The following is a 17,724-nucleotide window of genomic DNA, read 5'->3' as shown; positions in this document are numbered from 1 at the left end:
GGCACGCTCGACGACGCACGCGCGTTCATGGAATCTCATTTCAACGAAGCGCTCTCCGTACCGCAGTTGGCCGAGATGTGTGCGCTGTCGGTGTCGCGTTTCGCCACGGCGTTTCGACAGCGATTCGGCGAGGCCCCCCATCGTTATCTATGCAGCGTGCGCGTTGCCGCTGCGCAGCGACTCCTGCTCGCGGGGGTGCCGGGCTCGCACGTGGCCACCGATGTCGGGTTCTTCGACCAGAGTCATCTGGCACGCCACTTCAAGCGCCTGTGCGGCGAGACCCCGAGTGAGTTCGTTCAGCGGCATCGAACTCACGAACGGCACCGCCCACGCTTGAGGTGGGCGGACACGTCCCTGCCTTTAGGGTGAAGCCGGCGGCGGCGCCGCCGCCCCCGTTACCGGCGCCACCGCAACGGCCGGCGCAGCGGATGTCGCTGCGGTCCGACCCCGACCCAGGCCGGCGCGGCGTCGGCCGCGCCAGCGCTCGCTTCGCGCTCCGCCGCTTCCTCATCCTTCTCGACGGTCTTGCTCGTGTCGATGAACAGTGCAGCAATCACGCCCACCCCGAGCAACGCGGCCGAGATCGCGAACGGCACGTTGTAGCTGCCGGTCGTCTCGATGAGATACCCGAACGCCACCGGCGAAATCATGCCGGCTAGGCCGAAGCCGGTGTTCATCATTCCGCCCGCCGTGCCCGCATATTTGCCCGCAATGTCGAGCGGCAGCGTCCAGAGCACCGGGTTGGTGATTTCGAGGAAGAAGAACGATGCCGAGAGCAGCAGCACCGCCACCATCGGATCGGACACCCTCGTCATCGGCAACAGGAACGCCAGCGAACCGCCCATGCCGACCACCATCACCGATACCCGCGCGAGGCGCAGCCGGCCGGTCATCTTGTACAGCTTGTCCGAGACCACGCCACCGAGCGTGTCGCCAATGACCCCGGCGAGCAACGGCAGCGACGTGAACAACGCGAGTTGCTTGAGATCGAAGCCCTGCGATTCACGCAGATAGGAAGGCATCCACGTGAGGTACACCCACAGCAGCCAGCCATAGCAGAAGTCCACGAACGTCACCAGCCACATGCGACGCACGAGCTTGCGCCACGGCGTCGACGCACGTTTCGCCCGTTCGCAATCGCCCGCGCGGTAGCCGATCTCGGCCGTCTCCTCGGGCGTGATGCGACGATGTTGCTCCGGCGTGTTGGTAAACACCTTCATGTAGAGCATCGTCCAGGCGAGGCTCACCACCCCGAGCACGATGAACGCCTCGCGCCAGCCGAACGCCACGACGATCGCCAGCACCACGGGCGGCGTGATGGCGCCCCCCAGGCGTGCGAAGCTGTGCGTGATGCCCTGCGCGAAACCGCGTTCGCTGACCGGCATCCAGTACGTGAAGGCGCGCGTGGCCGTCGGAAACGCGCCGCCCTCGCCCACGCCCAGCACGAAGCGCAACGCCACCAGCGTCGCGATGCTGCCGGCAAACCCGGTGGCCAGCGTTGCCGCGCCCCAGATCAGCGAAAGCACCGTGAGCACCAGCTTCGGCCCGAAACGGTCAGCGAGCCACCCGCCAAAGATCTGCATCGCGGCATACGGATAGGCGAACGCGGAAAACACGAGTCCGAGTTGCACCGTCGTCAGCCCCATCTCCTGTCGGATGAATGGGCCGGCGACGGCGATGTTGACACGATCGATGTACGAGATGAAATACATCAGGCACATGACCGCCAGGATGATGTGGCGCGTCTTCACGCGACCGGTGCGCTTGTCCATGTTGTCTCCTATGTATTTACGTCACACGCGTCTTGCGCATGCGATCGTGTCCTGCACAGTGAAGCGGGGTGCCCTCGCCGGCTTTGGGCCCGGGGGCCTTGAGCTTTCTGCCTTGCGCTGTCGGGCGTTAGCTTTTCAGCAGCTTGAGGCGTTGCACCTTGCCCGACGGGCCACGGGGCAAATCCGTCACGAAACGAAATTCCTTTGGCGTCTTGTAGCGCCCCAGCGTTTGCAGGCAGTGTTCGCGAAGCACCCCCGCATCGGGTGGCGCGCAGTCGTTGCCGTTGTTGTCACTGCATCGCTCGCGGACCACGACGAACGCCACGATGTCTTGTCCATACGCGGGATCCGGCACCCCCACCGCAGCCGCCTCCAGCACCCCCGGATGGCGCATGAGGGCTTCGTCGATCTCGCGCGGTGCAATGTTTTCGCCGCCCTTGATGATCAATTCCTTGGCACGTCCGGTGATATAGAAATACCCGTCGCTGTCGCAGTAGCCAAGGTCGCCGGTACGCAGCCAACCATCAGCCGTGAAGGTGGCCGATGTCTCGTCCGGGCGCTTGTAGTAACCGCACATGACCTGTGCGCCGCGCAACACCAGTTCGCCGGTCTCGCCGCGGGCCGTCTGTGCGCCGTCGCGCCGGATCACCTTCGCCTCGCCGCCCGACGGCAAGCCGATGCTGCCCACCCGTCGCCGGGTCGCATCGAGCGGATTGCTGAACACTGGGGCCGCCGTCTCGGTCATGCCCATCGTCTCGATGATGCCGATACCGAAGCGCGCCTCGAAGGCTCGATGGTGATCCGCCGGTAGCGCCGCCGAGGCGCTTCGGCAAAATCGCAGCGCCGCCAGCGCGGTACGTTCCGGCACCTCGCCTTCGAGCAGATAGGCCACGATGGTCGGCACCACGTTGATCCACGAACATTGCACGGCCGTCACGTCGCGCCAGAACGTGCGCGCCGAAAAGCGCGGCGCCATCGCGACCGAGCCGCCGTGAAACAGCGGCGCGAGCAGCGTGACCACGAGTCCGTTGATGTGATAGAGCGGCAGCGACGCGAGCACACGGTCGTCCGGCGTCAGACAATGCTCCGCGCTGATGAACCCCGCGTTGGCCAGCAGGTTCCCGTGCGTGAGCATCACCCCTTTCGGCACGCCTGTCGTGCCCGACGTGTACATGAGCAACGCGACGCCATGCATCTCCGCCGGTACTGGTGCGGCAAGTTGCGTCAGCGGGGCAATCTCGGGCAACGTTGTCGCCTCGGGCGAAGTGCAGACAAGCGCCACCGGTCGCGTCATGCCTTGCGCGCGCAACGCGTCCACCGCTTGCGCGATGGCGGGCAGCATCGCCTCGGACACGAAGATCAGCCGTGTGTCCGAGTGCTCTACGATGTACTCCATCTGCGCAGGCTGGCACAGCAGGTTGATGGGGTTGACGATCAGGCCGCTGTACATCGCCGCGAGAATCAAACGCGCTGTCTGCAGGCCGTTGCCCATGCAGACGGACACGATGTCCCCCTGGCGCAGTCCTGCGTCGGCAAATCGCCGGGCGAGTTCGCGGCAATCGTCGCGCAAGCCGCTAAAGGTGAGCGTGGCCGCGTCGTCGCCCGTCTCGGGGGTCGTCAGCAGGTAGGTCTTTGGGCCGAACGCGTCCGCTTGGGTGTCGATGAGCTCGCGCAGCGTGCGCGGCGTCATCTGGGTTTCGTGGGCCGTGACGTCGGCGACCGACGCCGGATTCATGGGCGCGTTCATCGTCCGACGCTCCCGAAATAGTCGCCCAGCAGATCGTCGACGTCGGGCACGGCCGCCGCGATGGGGAACGCCACGCGTGTCACGTTCAGGTACTGACGAAAGCCGAGGTTGTCGGTGAAATTGTTCTTCCCCCAGGTGCCGCAGCCCATCGACAACGAGAACGGCAGGCCGTTGTCGAAATTGCCACCCGTGGCGAAGCAATGCGCCTGGTTGACGATCACGCGTGCGACGGGCAACGTCTCGGCCAACGTCACCGCCTGCGCCGGGTCCGCCCCATGCAGTCCGACGGAATGGCCCGCGCCCATGTAGGCGTAGATCCGCTCGACGAGCGATGCCGCCTCGGCGAAGTTCCCGGCACGATAGACCGTGAGTACCGGCGAGAGTTTTTCGCCCGAGAACGGATGATCGGCGCCCACGCCCGACTCCTCGACCATCAGGAACGCCGGTTGCTGTGCCGCCACGTCGTCGAGCCCGGCCAACTGCGCGATCGTTTGCGCCGCTTTCGCCGTGCAGCCGCCCGCTAGTTTGCCCTCCACCCACATGACGTCCTGAAGTGCGCGCTTCTGGCTGGCGGTCAGCAGCACACCGCCGGCGGCACGCAGCGCGTCGATCATGGCGTCGTAGACCGGGCTTTCGATCACCACACTGTTCTCCGACGAACAGCTCGTCGCGTTATCGAAGGTCTTGGAGCGCGCAATCTTGCCCGCCGCATCGCTCAAATCGGCGCTGGTCGTCACGATCGATGCCACGTTGCCCGCGCCGACGCCGAACGCCGGCGTGCCGCTCGTATAGGCCATGCGCACGTTCGCCTGCGATCCGGTGGCGACGATCAGGTCCGCCTGACGCATCAGCGCCGCCGTGGCGGCCTTCGTAATCGGCGCAGGCAGCATCTGCACGAGGTCCGGCGACAGTCCGGCCTTGGCGAGTTCCGCGTGAATGAATTCGAGCAATAACGCGCACGCCGAATGTCCCTTGGGCGACGGCGCGACGATCACCGCATTGCCACACTTGAGCGCGTTGACAATCTTGTTCGCGGGGGTGGCCGCGGGATTGGTGGATGGCGTGATGGCCGCGACGACGCCCACCGGACGCGCAATCTCCACGATGCCTTTCTCCGTGTCCCGCGCGATGACGCCATGCGTCTTGCGCCCGTGTAGATCGCGCAGCAAGCCGAGTGTCTTGCGGAAGTTCTTCTGGAACTTGTCGTCGACGTTGCCGAGTCCGGTGTCGCGCACCGCGAGTTCGGCCAGTTGGCGGTTGCGCGACGGCTCCATGATCGCCCACGCCGCCGCACTGGCTGCCATGTCGAGCGTTTGTTGCCCCGCGCTCGCGAAGTCGCGCTGCGCCGCGTGCGCGCGGGCGACGAGTGCCGCGACCTGAGCGTCGACGTCCTGCTGCGCAGGCGCGTCGGCGCGGGTGCCGGTGGGAGGAACGATGGCTCCGAAGGCCCGTGAATTCATGTGATGTCTCCTGATGCGCAAGGCGCCGGTTGTCGCTTGGTTTCGCGACTCCAATCTAGCCAACCGGGTTGCGTCGCAGGTCTCAAATTCCCGGACAAACCGGACACATTGGACAGGTGTATCGGTCGTCTCGATATTCGGGACCGAAGCGGTCCGCAAAAGTGATGAAAACGATGCAAAATCACGTTAAACAGCGCAGCCGGAATGAAGGCGTCGCAGGTGCGGCGAGTCGGAACCTGTCGCATCGGCAGACCAGGACTGCGCAAGGCATGGCATCAGGAGACAACATGACGGCATCGAATCAATCGAACGCAGCCGCGGTGCGGGCGTTCCGCGTGCTCGAGACACTGGCGACGGCGGGCGGGCCGCTCTCGATGATGGATCTCGTCAACGCGCTGGATTTGCCGAAGCAGACGGTGCATCGCATCCTCACCCAGCTCAAGGACGCCTGGCTCATCACGCGCAGCGCCAACGACCGCCGCTACGAATGCTCGCCGCGCGTTCGTGCGCTGGCGATCAACGTGCTGATGCAGACCGGCGCCGCCGCCGCGCGGCATGGCTTGCTCGAGCAACTGGTCACGCGGATCGGCGAGACGTGCAACCTCACGATGCTCTCGGGCAACGACGTGATTTATGTGGATCGTGTGGAGACGGAATGGCCGCTGCGCATGCACCTGCAGCCGGGTTCGCACGTGCCGATGCACTGCTCGGCCAGCGGCAAGCTGTTACTGAGTTTTCTGCCGAAGGAACGGCGCGAACGGCTGATCGAAACCCTGCCGCTGCGCAAATTCTCGGAGCAGACGTTGACCGACCGCGGTGAATTTCGCACTGAACTCGAGCGCACGCGCCGGCGCAAGATGGGCATCAACAATCAGGAACACTTGCAGGGCTTGATTGCGATTGCGGTGCCGGTCATGCTCAACCGCAATCGCGCCTGCGCGGCCATCGCGGTACAGGCGCCCATCGGGCGGCTGACGCTCGACGATCTCCTCGCCTTCGAGCCGGAGCTGAGATTCGCCGCCGAGGAGACGGCGAAAACCTTCAAGAACTGAGTGACGCGGTGCGTGACGATGTGCCATGCACCAGACGTTCGAACAGGTCGACGCCGCCCATCTGCCCGCCTTTGAGCAATATCTCCATGCCGTCGAGCGCTGGCGCATCGCTGCGAAGCCGGCACAGGGGCGCCCCCGGCGACACCATGCCCGCGTAAGCCAGCCCCCAGGCATCGAGCGCGCGCGCACCGTGACTCGACGTGTCGCCGCCGGCAATCGCCATGCGGGAGATGGGCACCTCGTCCAACACCTGCCTGAGCAGGCGCCCGCCCGCTTGCGCCAATGCCAGCGCAGGGACCGCCCGATCCTGCGTCGACGGGTGGGGCGATGATTCAGTCGACGCGTCGGTGAACGGCACGGTGCAGGCGAGCGTGTGGCGTCCGGCGCGAAGGTGCGTGGCCAGTTGCGCGGCGGCCTCGCGGCAGTAGCGTCCATCCGGCTCGATCAGTCGTGCGGCGTCGAGGCGCACGACCTCGAACGACACAGCGGCCGTCACCTGGGCCGCCGTCACCGGCGACAGGCTTCCCGCCAGCACCAGCACTGGACCCTTCGCCGCCGGGACATCGTCATCCACCGCCTCGCCGCTTCGCGACATCGCGCTCGCCAGCGCCTGCGTCACGCTGCTCGGCCCTACGGCCAGCAGCGGTGAGCGCCGCGCCGCGCCCCAGAGCTGCGCGCCGATCTGCGGCAAGTCGCCCTGCCGGGCCACGTCCCAGAGCACGTTGACCACCCCCTCGGCCCGCAACGCGTCGACACGCGCCGACACCGCATTCGTCGAAGCGGTCGCCCCAACGTCGTCCCCCGGCGGAGTGTCGTAGCATGTCCAAGGCACGAGGCCGATATCGCTCAGGCCCTGCTGCGCCAGATGACGCCGCAGATCGGCTTCATGCATCGGCGTCACCGGATGACGGCTCATCGTCGGATGCCGGTCGATGCGCATGACCTCACCGCCCGCGCCAGCCGCAGCGAAGAGATTGCCGAAGAGGCAATAGCGGCCAAGATTGGGCTGTCCCCCGACGATCGCGACCCATGGGCTCGGCATCGACGACGACAACGCACTCACGGCCTCGCCAATGCTTCCGACCTCCGGCGCGCTATCGAACGTCGAGCAGGTCTTGTAATGCAGCACCGTGGGTTGCAAGTGCCGCGCCAGCGCCGCAATCGGCGCCAGCTCTTCACGCATGCGGGCTGGCGCGAGCGAGCGTGACACGCCGGCGATTCCCAGGCAATCGAGTGGCCCGAGCGTTGCGAGACGCGCCGCGTCCGGGGGCGCGAACAGCAGAATGCTGCGCAAGCCCGCGCGTGCCGCGCTCGCCAGGGTATCCGTCGCACCGGTGAAGTCATCGCCGTAATAAAGCAGTTGGGGGCGATGCGTCATATCCGCCGGAGATTCGATAGGCATGGCAGCACCGGTCAATGGCCGAAAAATCGCAACGCGGCCGCCAGCGCGGGCGCATCGCGAGACGCCGCTTCAAGCGACTGGCCGGCACGCACCGCCGCCCATGCGTCCCGTAGACTCTGCACCCCCGCCGCCGGGCCATCGGGATGCGCCAGAATCCCGCCACCCGCCATGAAGAGCAGATCGTCGCGGCCGACGGCGCGCCAGGTCGCCGGCACCGTGCCGGCCCATTGCCCCGACGAGAACGCCGGCATCACCTGGTCCCGCGCGATGTCCTGCTCGGCAGCATCGACGGCCAGCGGCGCATAGCAGTCGTGCGCCGACTCGATCACCTCCTCGTCGCCCTGCGCGAACTTGCCTTGCAGGCCATGCACATGCATGTGATCGACACCGGCCAATCGCCAGAGCGTTTGATAGGCCTGAAAGCCCATCCCCAGCATCGGATCGCGCGACATCGCACCGTAGCCGTTTCGATGCGCGTGGATTGCCAGATCGGTGTGACGGCGCAGCGTCTGCACGGCAGAGAATCCGCACCAGTTCAGGCTCACCATGACGCAATTGCCGCCTTCGCGCGTCACGAGATCGGCATGGCGTCGCATTGCATCCGTTTCGTCGGTGATGTTGAAAGCCACCATCACCTGCTTGCCGGTGCGCGCCCGATGCTCGCGCACGGCGGCCATCACCGCGGGCACACGCTGGGCGAGCGGCGCGTGCACGGGGTTGGCACACACTTCGTCATCCTTGATGAAGTCGACGCCCGCCGCGCACAGCCGCGCGACCAGCGCCGCCGTTTCCGCGGCGCTCATGCCGACGTTCGGCTTGAGGATCGTGCCGACCAGCGCGCCTTCGCGCACGCCCGTCGCCTCGCGCGTACCTGCGATGCCATAGCGCGGAAAGTCGAACTGCTGTCGGTAGCTCGCCGGCAACGCAATGCGCTCCAGCCGCATGCCCGTCACTTCGCCAAGGTCATACAGATTGCCCGCAAGCGTGGCCGCGAGCGTTGGCAGATTGACGCCGACGTTGTCATACGGAAACGCTATCCGAACACGGGCCCGATGCCACGGGCCACGGATGCCCTTGCGCTCGAGAAAGGCATTCGGCAACGACGGGTGCGCCACGTCGCCTGCGAGGTCGACCGCTTCGACCACGGCACGCGCGCGCTCACGCAGTGCATCGGTCTCGCCGACCACGCGGGTAAATGTGCCGCAGGACTGCTCGCCGGCCATGACTTCGGCGACCTTGCGCGGATCGAGCGGCGTCTCGATCAGATAGGTGGCAGACAGGGTCGCGCTCATAGCGTCGTGAGGTCCGGAAAGGCGCGCACGGGATCGGTGCCGTCCCAGGCGGCCGCAGCCTCGCGAATCATCGTGAAGAGCTTGCCCTTCGGGCCGGCGACTTCGGACAACTCGATGGTCGTCCCGGGATGACAGCCGGGGTCGGCACTGCGATCCTCGAAATAAACGAAGCGGCCGTTCTCGCCCACCTCGCCGCTCATGCAGACTTCGAACCCCGCGTCACGCGCGCGCGCCAGATCGGCGTCGAAGTCCTCGGTCCAGTACGCCACGTGCTGCGCGCCGCTGCGCCCGGCGTTGAGGAAGTCGCGGTACATCGACGGCACGTCGTTGCGGATCTGCAGCAATTCGATCTGCAACCCGCCCGCGTTCGCCAGCGCCACGGCGTTGTGCGGTTCGAAGCGCTCGCCGCGGTAGGTGTAGTTGCGGATCGGCACCTTGGGGTTGTAGTACCACGGCCCGACACCGAGCACGTTCGACCAATAGGTCATTGCCGCCTCGATGTCCGGCACAAGGTATGCCACCTGGCGTATCTCGCCGAAGAATCTGCTCATGGTCTTCTCTGTAATCGTCTGTTGCGTAAGGTACGGATGGGCGGCGCCACGCGAGGCGAATCGATCGCGCCCGCCGCCATCCTTGAATGTGGCGATGCATACCACCGCATGGGGCACTTGCCGCGCCGTGGTGTCGTCGGTGTCGCCGGTGTCGGCGGCTTCGTCAATGAAGGAAGCCGATCGAGATCCAGGGAATCGCAGCCACGCAGATCAAACCGACGATGAGCGCCGCGAGATAGCCCCAGATCGCCCGCATGCCCTTCGCGGGATCGACCTTGCCGATGGCACAGGCGGCGTAGTACCCCACGCCGAAGGGCGGTGCGAACAGGCCCAGGCCCATCGAGAGCACCACGATCATCGCGTAATGCACCTCGTGCACGCCCACCGCGCGGGCGATTGGGAACATCAGCGGCCCGAACAGCACGATGGCCGGAATGCCCTCGAGCACGCTGCCCAGCACGATGAACGCGACGATGGACACCACGATGAAACCCGCACTTCCACCGGGCACGCGTTCCATCGCGGCCGCGAAGTCCTGCGCGAAGCCCGATTGCGTGAGTCCCCACGCCATGCCGGTCGCCGCACCAATGATGAAGATGATCGCGCCCGACAAGGCGGCCGTCTCGATCAGCATAGGCAGCAGCCGCCGCGTGTCGAACCTGCGATAGAGCAGCAAGCCCGCCACGACCGAATAAGCGATGCCGATGGTCGACACCTCGGTGGCCGTCGCAATGCCCTCGACGACCGCCGCACGAATCACGAACGGCAGCGCCACCGCCGGCAACGCGTACACGAAGGCGCGCCACACGTCGCCCTTCCTGGCCTTCTCCACCCCGGACAGATCCTCATGGCGATAACGCCACCACACCACGCTGCACAGCGCAATGCCGAGCACCACGCCCGGCAGCAAGCCCCCGGTGAACAGCGCCGAAATCGACACCCCGGTCACCGACCCGATGGTGATCAGCACGATCGAGGGCGGAATGGTCTCGGTCTGTGCGCCCGTCGTCGAGAGCAACGCCACGAGATCCCCGGGATCCGCCCCACGCTTCTTCATCTCGGGCAACAGCACGGGCGCGATGGCCGCCATATCGGCCGCCTTGGAGCCGGAGATGCCCGACACCAGGTACATCCCGCCGATGAGCACATAGCTCAGGCCGCCACGCACATGACCGAGCAGGCTTGCGAGAAACTGCACCATCGCCCGCGCCATGCCCGTCATCTCGATCAGCAACCCGAGGAAGACGAACAGCGGCACCGCCAGCAGGATCAGGTGCGACATGCCTTCGTCCATCCGGCCCACGAGCACGACCATCGGCGTGTGCGTCGTCAGCGCGAGAAAGCCGAAGGTCGCCAGGGCGAACGAGAACGCGATCGGCACGCCCGCGAACACGCACGCCCCGACGACACCCGCGAAGAAGATGACCAGATTCCAGCGCCCGAGCGGCGCCAGCACCGGTCCGAGCAGCCAGAAGCCGACGCACACCACGCCCACCAGCGCTACGGCCTGGATCACCCGCGCGGCGGGCGCGGTGCGCAGCAGTCGCAATACGCTCACCACGAGCATCAAGGCCACGCCGACCGGCAACGCCGCCGCGCGCCAGACGTTGCTGATCTCCATCGCGGGCGTGATCACGAACGCCTCTTCCGACGCGTACTCGTACGCCGGATGCACAATGAGCAGCAGGAACGCGAGCGCGGCGGCGATCGCCAGCACGTCGAGGAATGCCCGCGTCGACGGCGATGCCTTGCCGACGAACGCTGTCATGCGCATATGCTCGCCGCGCCGCAACGCGACCACGGCGCCAAGCATCGACATCCAGAGAAACAGGATACCGGCGAGCTCGTCGCCCCAGACCAGCGGGGCATGGAACACATAGCGGGCGACGACCCCAGCGAGCATCACGAGGATGTCCGCGAGCACGAGCAGTGCTGCGGGAATCTCCGTGAGCCAACCGATGGCGCGATCGAGGCTGCCGACGAACGCCCGCCAGCCATGCAACGGCAGGTCGGCGGCACCGCTCGCCGGCAGCGAGTCCCCGGCGGGTGCGCCGTGCGGGGAATGCGCAGGACGGGGGGTCATCTCAGGCCACCTTGCCGGCCGTCGCTTCGAGAAGCGCCCAGGCTTCCGGGCCGAATTTCTTCTTCCACTCGGCGTAGTAGCCCGACTTCTGCAACTGGGCGCGGAACGTCTCCGGCGCGGCGGCATTGAACGCGAGTCCCTTGCTCGAGAGCGCGTTCTGCAGGCCCGTGTTGAGCTTGTAGACGTCTTCGCGCTGCTGGATCGCCGCCTCGTTGAAGGCCCGCGCGGCGATGACCTTGAGGTCGTCCGGCAGCGCGCGCCACGAACGGCCATTCACGACGAGGTGATAGCCGTCCCAGCTATGGTTCGTGACCGAGCAGAACTTCTGCACTTCGTAGAGCTTCGCCGTCTCCACAATGGCGAGCGGGTTCTCCTGCGCGTCGACAACATGCGTCTGCAGTGCTGAGTAGACCTCGCTGAACTGAAGGCTCGTCGGCGACGCCTGCAGCGACTTGAACAGCGAAATGCCCATCGGGCTCACCGGCACACGAATCTTCATGCCGGCAAGATCGGTCGCCTTCGTGATGGGCTTGTTGCCGCTCGTGATCTGACGGAAGCCGTTGTCCCACATCTTCTCAAAGGTGTAGAGCCCCGTCTTCGCGAAGGTCTCGCGAATGCTGTTGCCGAGCTTGCCGTCGACCGCGTGCCACACCTGATCGTAGTTGGAGAACGCAAAGCCGACCGCCGTAATGGCACTGATCGGCGCGAGCGTCGCAATCACCATCGTGCCGGCGTTGAAAATGTCAATACCGCCGTTGCGCACTTGCGCGAGCATGTCGGTGTCGCCACCGAGCTGATTGTTCGGGAAGATGCGCAGTTCCATGCGCCCCTTGCTCTCCGAAGCGATGCGCGCCGCGACCTCCTGCGCCCGCACGTTCAGCGGATGGCTGACCGGCAGATTGTTGCCGTACTTGAACACGTATGCCGGCGCCGCGGCACGCGCCATGCGCGGCAGCGCGCCCGTCACACCGGCAACGCCCGCGACACCCAGTGCGGGCAAGGCGGAAAGCGCACGCAAAATGTTGCGTCGGCCCTGAGAAGTTGAATCGGTCATCCGCATGTCTCCTGATTTATGGTTTTTACACAAGCGTCGGCGCGGCGGTCAGCGCGACGGCGCGAAATCCCGACACCCCGCTCGCCGATTGATCCGCCCGGCGGCGTGGCGTCAGTTGCAGCGAACGTGCATGCCGCCGTCGACGAGCAATTCCACGCCGTTGATGTAGCGCGCCTCGTCCGACGCCAGAAATACGGCCGCATTCGCCACATCCCAACCATCCCCCATGCGACCGGTCGGGGACAGACGGTTGCGCGCCTCCACCATCGCCTGCGCGCTCGGGTAAAAGCCGGAAATTTGTTGATAGATGTGCGGCGTGTCCATCACGCCCGGCAGAATGCAGTTCGCCCGGATGCCCTTGGCCGCGTACTGCAACGCCACGCTCTGCGTGAGCGAATTCACCGCGCCCTTCGATGCGGCGTAGGCGCAATACGCATAGCCGGTCCAGCGCACGCCGCCGAGCGCGCCGATGTTCACGATCGCGCCGCTGCCCTGGGCTTCCATGAGCGGCAGCACGGCCTTGCACGTGAGGAACATGCTCTTGACGTTGACCGTCATCACGCGATCCCAGACGTCCTCGGTGGTTTCCACGGGCCCGCCCTGGGAGGTAATGCCAACGTTGTTGTGCAGGATGTCGACGCGGCCGTAGGTCTCGATGGCGGCCGCCACGGCACGCTGCACGTCGTCCCAGCGGGTCACGTCGGCGGCCAGCGCAACGGCGTCGTTGCCTTCGTCGGCGATGACACGGCATGTGACGTCGGCCGCGCCCTGCGCGCGGTCCACGGCCACCACCTTGGCGCCGCTGCGAGCATAGGCCACGGCGGCCGCCTTGCCATTGCCCCACCCGTCGCCGACCGATCCCGCGCCGAACACCAACGCCACGCGTCCCGCCAACCGACGCGGCGCCGACTCACCGACTGCTGCCATCACAATGTCTCCTGTGCATTCGCGTACCGGCCTGGCGGTACGTTCGTGGATGTCTTGAAGACGTACGATAGGTCGCAACGCCATAATCGACCAACTCGGAATCGTGATGCGATTTGATGTGTTTTGATGAAGTATGCTGTGATCGTCGACGCGACGGCACGTGAAGCGAGGCCGCCGCCGCACATCACATTGAGGGGGGAAGCGAATGAGACGAAACATGCCAAATCTGGCCGACATCGCACGTCTGGCGGGCGTTTCCACGGCAACGGTCGATCGCGTGCTGCATCGCCGCGAGGGCGTGCGGCAGACGACCGTGCAGCGTGTGCTGCATGCGGCCGGTGAACTGCAATACCTGCCCGAGCCGGCACTGGAAGCCGTTCGGGCGGTACCTCCCACGCAGGTGCTGTTCGTTCTGCCCGGTCGCAGCAGCAAGTTCCTTCGCATGCTGGGCGAATGGGTGCAGTGCTCGCAAAACCAATGGGCGCCGTATCACGTGAACTGTCGCGTCCAGTTCATCCAGGGGTTCGATCCGGACGCCCTGTCAGCCGCATTGCTGAGGCGCGGACGCGGGTGCAACGGGGTGGCGTTCATGCCGCTGGAGCATCCCAAGGTGCGCGAGGCAGTGGACACGCTGGCCGACGAGGGCGTGGCGGCCGTGACGTTGGTGTCCGACCTGTCGCACTCGCGGCGCATCGCCTACGTGGGGTTGGACAATGGCTCGGCCGGGCGAACGGCGGCGTATCTGATCGCGCGCTTCGTCGGCGCGAAGCGGCACGCGAAGGTGGCGCTCATCGCGGGCTCGCTCAGCTACAAGGCGCACGTTGAACGCGAGGCGGGGTTTCTGCAGCTCTTCTCAGAGCAATACCCGCAGATGCAGGTCGTCGGGCTTCGCGAAGGCTACGACGACGAAGCGGTCAACTACCGGCAGACGCGGGCGCTGCTCGAACAGCATCCGGATCTCGCGGCAATCTACAACATCGGCGGCGGTTCGGAAGGCGTTGGGCAGGCGCTAAAGGAAGCGGGAATGCAACACAAGGTGGTCTTCATCGGGCACGGTCTGACGCCGGATACCCGCGCACTGCTGATCGACGGATCGATGGATGCCGTCATCACGCAAAGCCCGCAAAGCGCCATCATGAACTGCGTGCGCATCTTCGCGAATCTGCGCGAGAAACGCGATCTGTCCGCCGGCATCGAGGCGAATCGCAGCCAGGTGATCTTTCGCGAGAATCTGCCGTAGGCCATCGCGCGGCGGCAAGGCGTTGCTCGCCGTGCCCGCAGCGTTGCGTGAAGCGTACCGGCGCATCGAACCCGCGAATCCGTCCCCGTGCTCGACACGCCGACCGACCAAAACAAAACACCAGGCTCAACGGTAGCCGTTCGGGTTCTGCATCTGCCAGCGCCAGTGATCGGCGCACATACGATCGATACCGTATTCGGCTTCCCAGCCGATGAGATCGCGCGCCATGGCGGTCGCCGCATAGCAGCTACCGATGTCCCCGGCGCGCCGCTCGACGATCTCGTACGGCACCGGCCGGCCGCTCGCGGCTTCGAACGCCCTCACAACCTGCAGCACGGTGTAACCGTGTCCGGTGCCCAGGTTGACCGTGAAGCCGCCATCGCGTTGCTTGAGCGCATCGAGTGCGGCCAGGTGCCCGCGCGCGAGATCGACCACGTGAATGTAGTCGCGCATGCCCGTGCCGTCCGGCGTCGGCCAGTCGCCGCCGAACACCCGCAGGCGCTGGAGCTTGCCGACCGCCACTTGCGCCACGAACGGCATCAGGTTGTTCGGCACACCTGAGGGATCCTCGCCGATGCGCCCGCTCTCGTGTGCGCCCACCGGATTGAAGTAACGCAACAGCGCGATACGCCAGCTCGGGTCCGCCTTGGCCACGTCGTTCAGGATCGTCTCGGCCATGAGCTTGGTCTGACCGTAGGGATTCGTCGCCGACAGCGGGAACGATTCGTCGATGGGTACCGTGGCCGGATTGCCGTACACGGTCGCCGACGAGCTGAACACGAGATCCTTGACGCCATGCGACTGCATGGTCTCGACCAGCGTGAGCAGGCTGTCGATGTTGTTGCGATAGTAGGCGAGCGGCATTTCGACCGACTCCCCCACCGCCTTGAGCGCGGCGAAGTGAATGGCGCCGGTAATGCCAAAGCGCGTGAACAGGTCGTCGAGCACGGGCTTCGAGCACGCGTCGCCCTCGATAAAGACCGGGGCGCGCCCGGCAATTTCACCGATGCGCCGCACCGCCTCTCGATGGCTGTTGACCAGATTGTCGAGAATGACCACGTCATAGCCGTGCGCGAGCAGCTCGACACAGGTATGCGAGCCGATGTAACCGGCACCGCCGGTCACGAGAATGGTTCCGAGTGTATTCATGCTTTGCCCTTGAGGCATCTCATCCGTTGGCTATTCGACGGTCACCGATTTCGCCAGATTGCGGGGCTTGTCGACGTCGGCGCCCCGGGCACACGCCGTATGATAAGCCAGCAATTGCAGAGGCACCACGTGGAGCACCGGCGACAGCTCACCGTAATGCTCGGGCATGCGGATGACACGAATACCCTCGGCGCTGGCAATGCGCATATCGCCGTCGGCCAGCACGTAGAGTTCGCCGCCACGCGCGCGCACTTCCTGCATGTTCGACTTGAGCTTCTCCACCAGCACGTCGTTCGGGGCGACGGTCACCACCGGCATCTGCTCGCTGACCAGCGCGAGCGGGCCGTGCTTGAGTTCCCCAGCAGGATACGCCTCGGCGTGGATGTACGAAATCTCCTTGAGCTTGAGCGCCCCTTCGAGGGCGATCGGATAGTGCAGCCCTCGCCCGAGGAACAGCGCGCTCGGCACGTCGGCAAATTGTGCCGCCCAGGCGATGAGCTGCGGCTCGAGCGCGAGCACACTCGTGAGTGCCGCCGGCAAATGACGTAACTGCGCGAGGTGGCGCGCCGCCTCGGTCGCATCGATGCGCTTGCGCTCGACACCGAGCGTGACGGCCAGCATGAACAGCGACACGAGTTGCGTGGTGAACGCCTTGGTGGACGCCACGCCGATTTCCGTGCCCGCGCGCGTGATGAACGACATCGCCGTCTGCCGCACGAGCGCGCTGGTCGCCACGTTGCAGATCGCCAGCGTGCGCTCATGTCCCAGGCCCTGGGCGTGCTTGAGCGCGGCAAGCGTGTCGGCGGTCTCTCCCGACTGCGAGATGGTCACGACGAGCGCTTGCGGATTCGGCACCGACTCGCGATAGCGGTACTCGCTCGCGATCTCGACCTGCGTGGGAATGCCGGCGAGCGCTTCAAGCCAGTATTTGGCGGTGAGCCCCGCGTAGTAGCTGGTGCCGCAAGCGAGAATCAGCACACCGTTCACCTGCGGCAAGACGTCGGCGGCGCCTTCGCCGAACAAGGCCGGAGAAAATTCGGTGATATCGGCAATCGTGTCCGCAATCGCCCGCGGCTGCTCGAAGATCTCCTTCTGCATGTAATGCTGATACGGCCCCAGTGAGACTTCGGACTGGTACGCCGCCATCGCGCGTACCGAACGCTCGACCTCTACGCCCTGCGCGTCTAGCACCGACACGCGCGCTGGTGAGAGCAACGCCACGTCGCCTTCCTCGAGATACATGAACCGGTCGCAGTGACCGGCGAGCGCCATGGCGTCGGAAGCGAGGAAATGCCCATCCGCCGCAAAGCCGATCACGAGCGGCGAACCTTGACGCGCGCACACCATGCACTCCGGTTCGTCCTTGCTGATGACGGCGATGGCATATGCGCCCCGCAATTGCGCAATGGCCGAGCGCACGGCATGCACGAGCGTGCCGCCGTCGTTCGCCGCGAAATGCGCATCGACCAGGTGGGCGATGACTTCGGTGTCGGTCTGGCTCGTGAACTCGTAGCCCTTGGCCCGCAGCGCGTCGCGCAGCGCCTCATGGTTCTCGATGATGCCGTTGTGCACCAGCCCGATCCGTTCGCGCGAGAAGATCGGATGCGCGTTCTCGGTCGCCGGCGCGCCGTGCGTCGCCCACCGCGTGTGCGCGATGCCCAGTCCCGCGCCCATGGCCGCGTCGGCCAGTTGCGCCTGGAGTTGCGCCACGCGCGACACGCTGCGCACGCGTGTGAGCTGATGTGCTGCGTCGAGTACGGCCACGCCGCACGAATCATAGCCACGATATTCGAGACGGCGCAGTCCTTCGACCAGCACCGGTACCACGTCACGGCGTGCCACGCCGCCCACGATTCCACACATGACTTCCCCTCAACAATCAATTGGATGAGCGCAGCACGCCGCCGCCGCCCGAATGGCCGGTTGCGTTCGTCTGCGTGTTGAACTGTCTGATGTCCGGCGTTGTGATGACGGCTCGCCGGGATTGTCTTCCGC

The 17,724-nt window shown here is 65.8% G+C and carries 14 protein-coding genes; 3 read left to right on the top strand and 11 right to left on the bottom strand.

The window, feature by feature from the left end:
• The first annotated feature begins 27 nt into the window (after nt 1–27).
• Entirely contained in the window at nt 28–369 is a 342-nt protein-coding gene (locus tag BGP02_RS00205) for a helix-turn-helix domain-containing protein (RefSeq protein WP_268567858.1), read from the top strand.
• A gap of 26 nt (nt 370–395) precedes the next feature.
• Here the strand turns inward: BGP02_RS00205 and BGP02_RS00200 are convergent, their stop codons facing one another.
• From BGP02_RS00200 to sauS, 3 genes are all read right to left on the bottom strand, one after another.
• Complete coding sequence (locus BGP02_RS00200) at nt 396–1,772, bottom strand: MFS transporter (protein ID WP_150563808.1); 1,377 nt, start codon at nt 1,770–1,772, stop codon at nt 396–398.
• 127 nt (nt 1,773–1,899) lie between these two features.
• Nucleotides 1,900–3,507 carry an AMP-binding protein gene (locus tag BGP02_RS00195; protein ID WP_502688457.1) on the bottom strand — a complete coding sequence of 536 codons (1,608 nt, stop codon included), beginning with the start codon at nt 3,505–3,507 and terminating at the stop codon, nt 1,900–1,902.
• An 8-nt stretch (nt 3,508–3,515) separates the two neighbouring features.
• Complete coding sequence (gene sauS / locus BGP02_RS00190; RefSeq protein WP_286797087.1) at nt 3,516–4,979, bottom strand: acylating sulfoacetaldehyde dehydrogenase; 1,464 nt, start codon at nt 4,977–4,979, stop codon at nt 3,516–3,518.
• Nucleotides 4,980–5,266: 287 nt separating this feature from the next.
• Here sauS and BGP02_RS00185 point away from each other — a divergent pair, with 287 nt between their 5' ends.
• On the top strand, nt 5,267–6,031 hold the full coding sequence (locus BGP02_RS00185) for an IclR family transcriptional regulator (protein WP_017235448.1): 765 nt from the start codon (nt 5,267–5,269) through the stop codon (nt 6,029–6,031).
• Here BGP02_RS00185 and BGP02_RS00180 read toward each other — a convergent pair.
• The 6 genes from BGP02_RS00180 to BGP02_RS00155 form a co-directional block, all read right to left on the bottom strand.
• The gene (locus BGP02_RS00180) at nt 6,021–7,409 is read right to left on the bottom strand and encodes a four-carbon acid sugar kinase family protein (RefSeq protein ID WP_286797082.1); all 1,389 of its coding nucleotides are present in this window, start codon (nt 7,407–7,409) and stop codon (nt 6,021–6,023) included. The genes BGP02_RS00185 and BGP02_RS00180 overlap by 11 nt on opposite strands.
• A gap of 35 nt (nt 7,410–7,444) precedes the next feature.
• On the bottom strand, nt 7,445–8,725 hold the full coding sequence (locus BGP02_RS00175) for a ribulose-bisphosphate carboxylase large subunit family protein (RefSeq protein WP_286797079.1): 1,281 nt from the start codon (nt 8,723–8,725) through the stop codon (nt 7,445–7,447).
• Nucleotides 8,722–9,276 (bottom strand): VOC family protein, encoded by a 555-nt coding sequence (locus BGP02_RS00170; RefSeq protein WP_026132269.1) that lies wholly within the window; start codon nt 9,274–9,276, stop codon nt 8,722–8,724. The genes BGP02_RS00175 and BGP02_RS00170 overlap by 4 nt, the downstream gene beginning before the upstream one ends.
• A 163-nt stretch (nt 9,277–9,439) precedes the next feature.
• Nucleotides 9,440–11,359 carry a TRAP transporter large permease gene (locus BGP02_RS00165; RefSeq protein WP_286797076.1) on the bottom strand — a complete coding sequence of 640 codons (1,920 nt, stop codon included), beginning with the start codon at nt 11,357–11,359 and terminating at the stop codon, nt 9,440–9,442.
• 1 nt (nt 11,360) lies between these two features.
• Nucleotides 11,361–12,413: a TRAP transporter substrate-binding protein gene (locus BGP02_RS00160; RefSeq protein WP_017235443.1), complete on the bottom strand. Its 1,053-nt coding sequence runs from the start codon at nt 12,411–12,413 to the stop codon at nt 11,361–11,363.
• A 111-nt stretch (nt 12,414–12,524) separates the two neighbouring features.
• The gene (locus tag BGP02_RS00155; protein ID WP_261938955.1) at nt 12,525–13,340 is read right to left on the bottom strand and encodes an SDR family NAD(P)-dependent oxidoreductase; all 816 of its coding nucleotides are present in this window, start codon (nt 13,338–13,340) and stop codon (nt 12,525–12,527) included.
• Nucleotides 13,341–13,557: 217 nt separating this feature from the next.
• Here BGP02_RS00155 and BGP02_RS00150 point away from each other — a divergent pair, with 217 nt between their 5' ends.
• A complete protein-coding gene (locus BGP02_RS00150; protein WP_017235441.1) occupies nt 13,558–14,580 on the top strand; it encodes a LacI family DNA-binding transcriptional regulator in 1,023 nt (340 codons plus the stop codon).
• Between the two features lie 126 nt (nt 14,581–14,706).
• Here the strand turns inward: BGP02_RS00150 and galE are convergent, their stop codons facing one another.
• Both galE and glmS read right to left on the bottom strand, forming a co-directional pair.
• The gene (gene galE / locus BGP02_RS00145; protein ID WP_286797072.1) at nt 14,707–15,729 is read right to left on the bottom strand and encodes a UDP-glucose 4-epimerase GalE; all 1,023 of its coding nucleotides are present in this window, start codon (nt 15,727–15,729) and stop codon (nt 14,707–14,709) included.
• Nucleotides 15,730–15,759: 30 nt separating this feature from the next.
• Nucleotides 15,760–17,592, bottom strand: a complete 1,833-nt coding sequence (gene glmS / locus BGP02_RS00140) for a glutamine--fructose-6-phosphate transaminase (isomerizing) (RefSeq protein ID WP_286797071.1) — start codon at nt 17,590–17,592, stop codon at nt 15,760–15,762.
• Between the last annotated feature and the right edge of the window lie 132 nt (nt 17,593–17,724).

It is taken from the genome of Pandoraea sp. 64-18, assembly GCF_001899225.1.
Lineage (GTDB): Bacteria > Pseudomonadota > Gammaproteobacteria > Burkholderiales > Burkholderiaceae > Pandoraea > Pandoraea cepalis.
The sequence above is the reverse complement of the archived record's forward strand: the minus strand, read 5'-3'. Positions and strand labels throughout refer to the sequence as shown.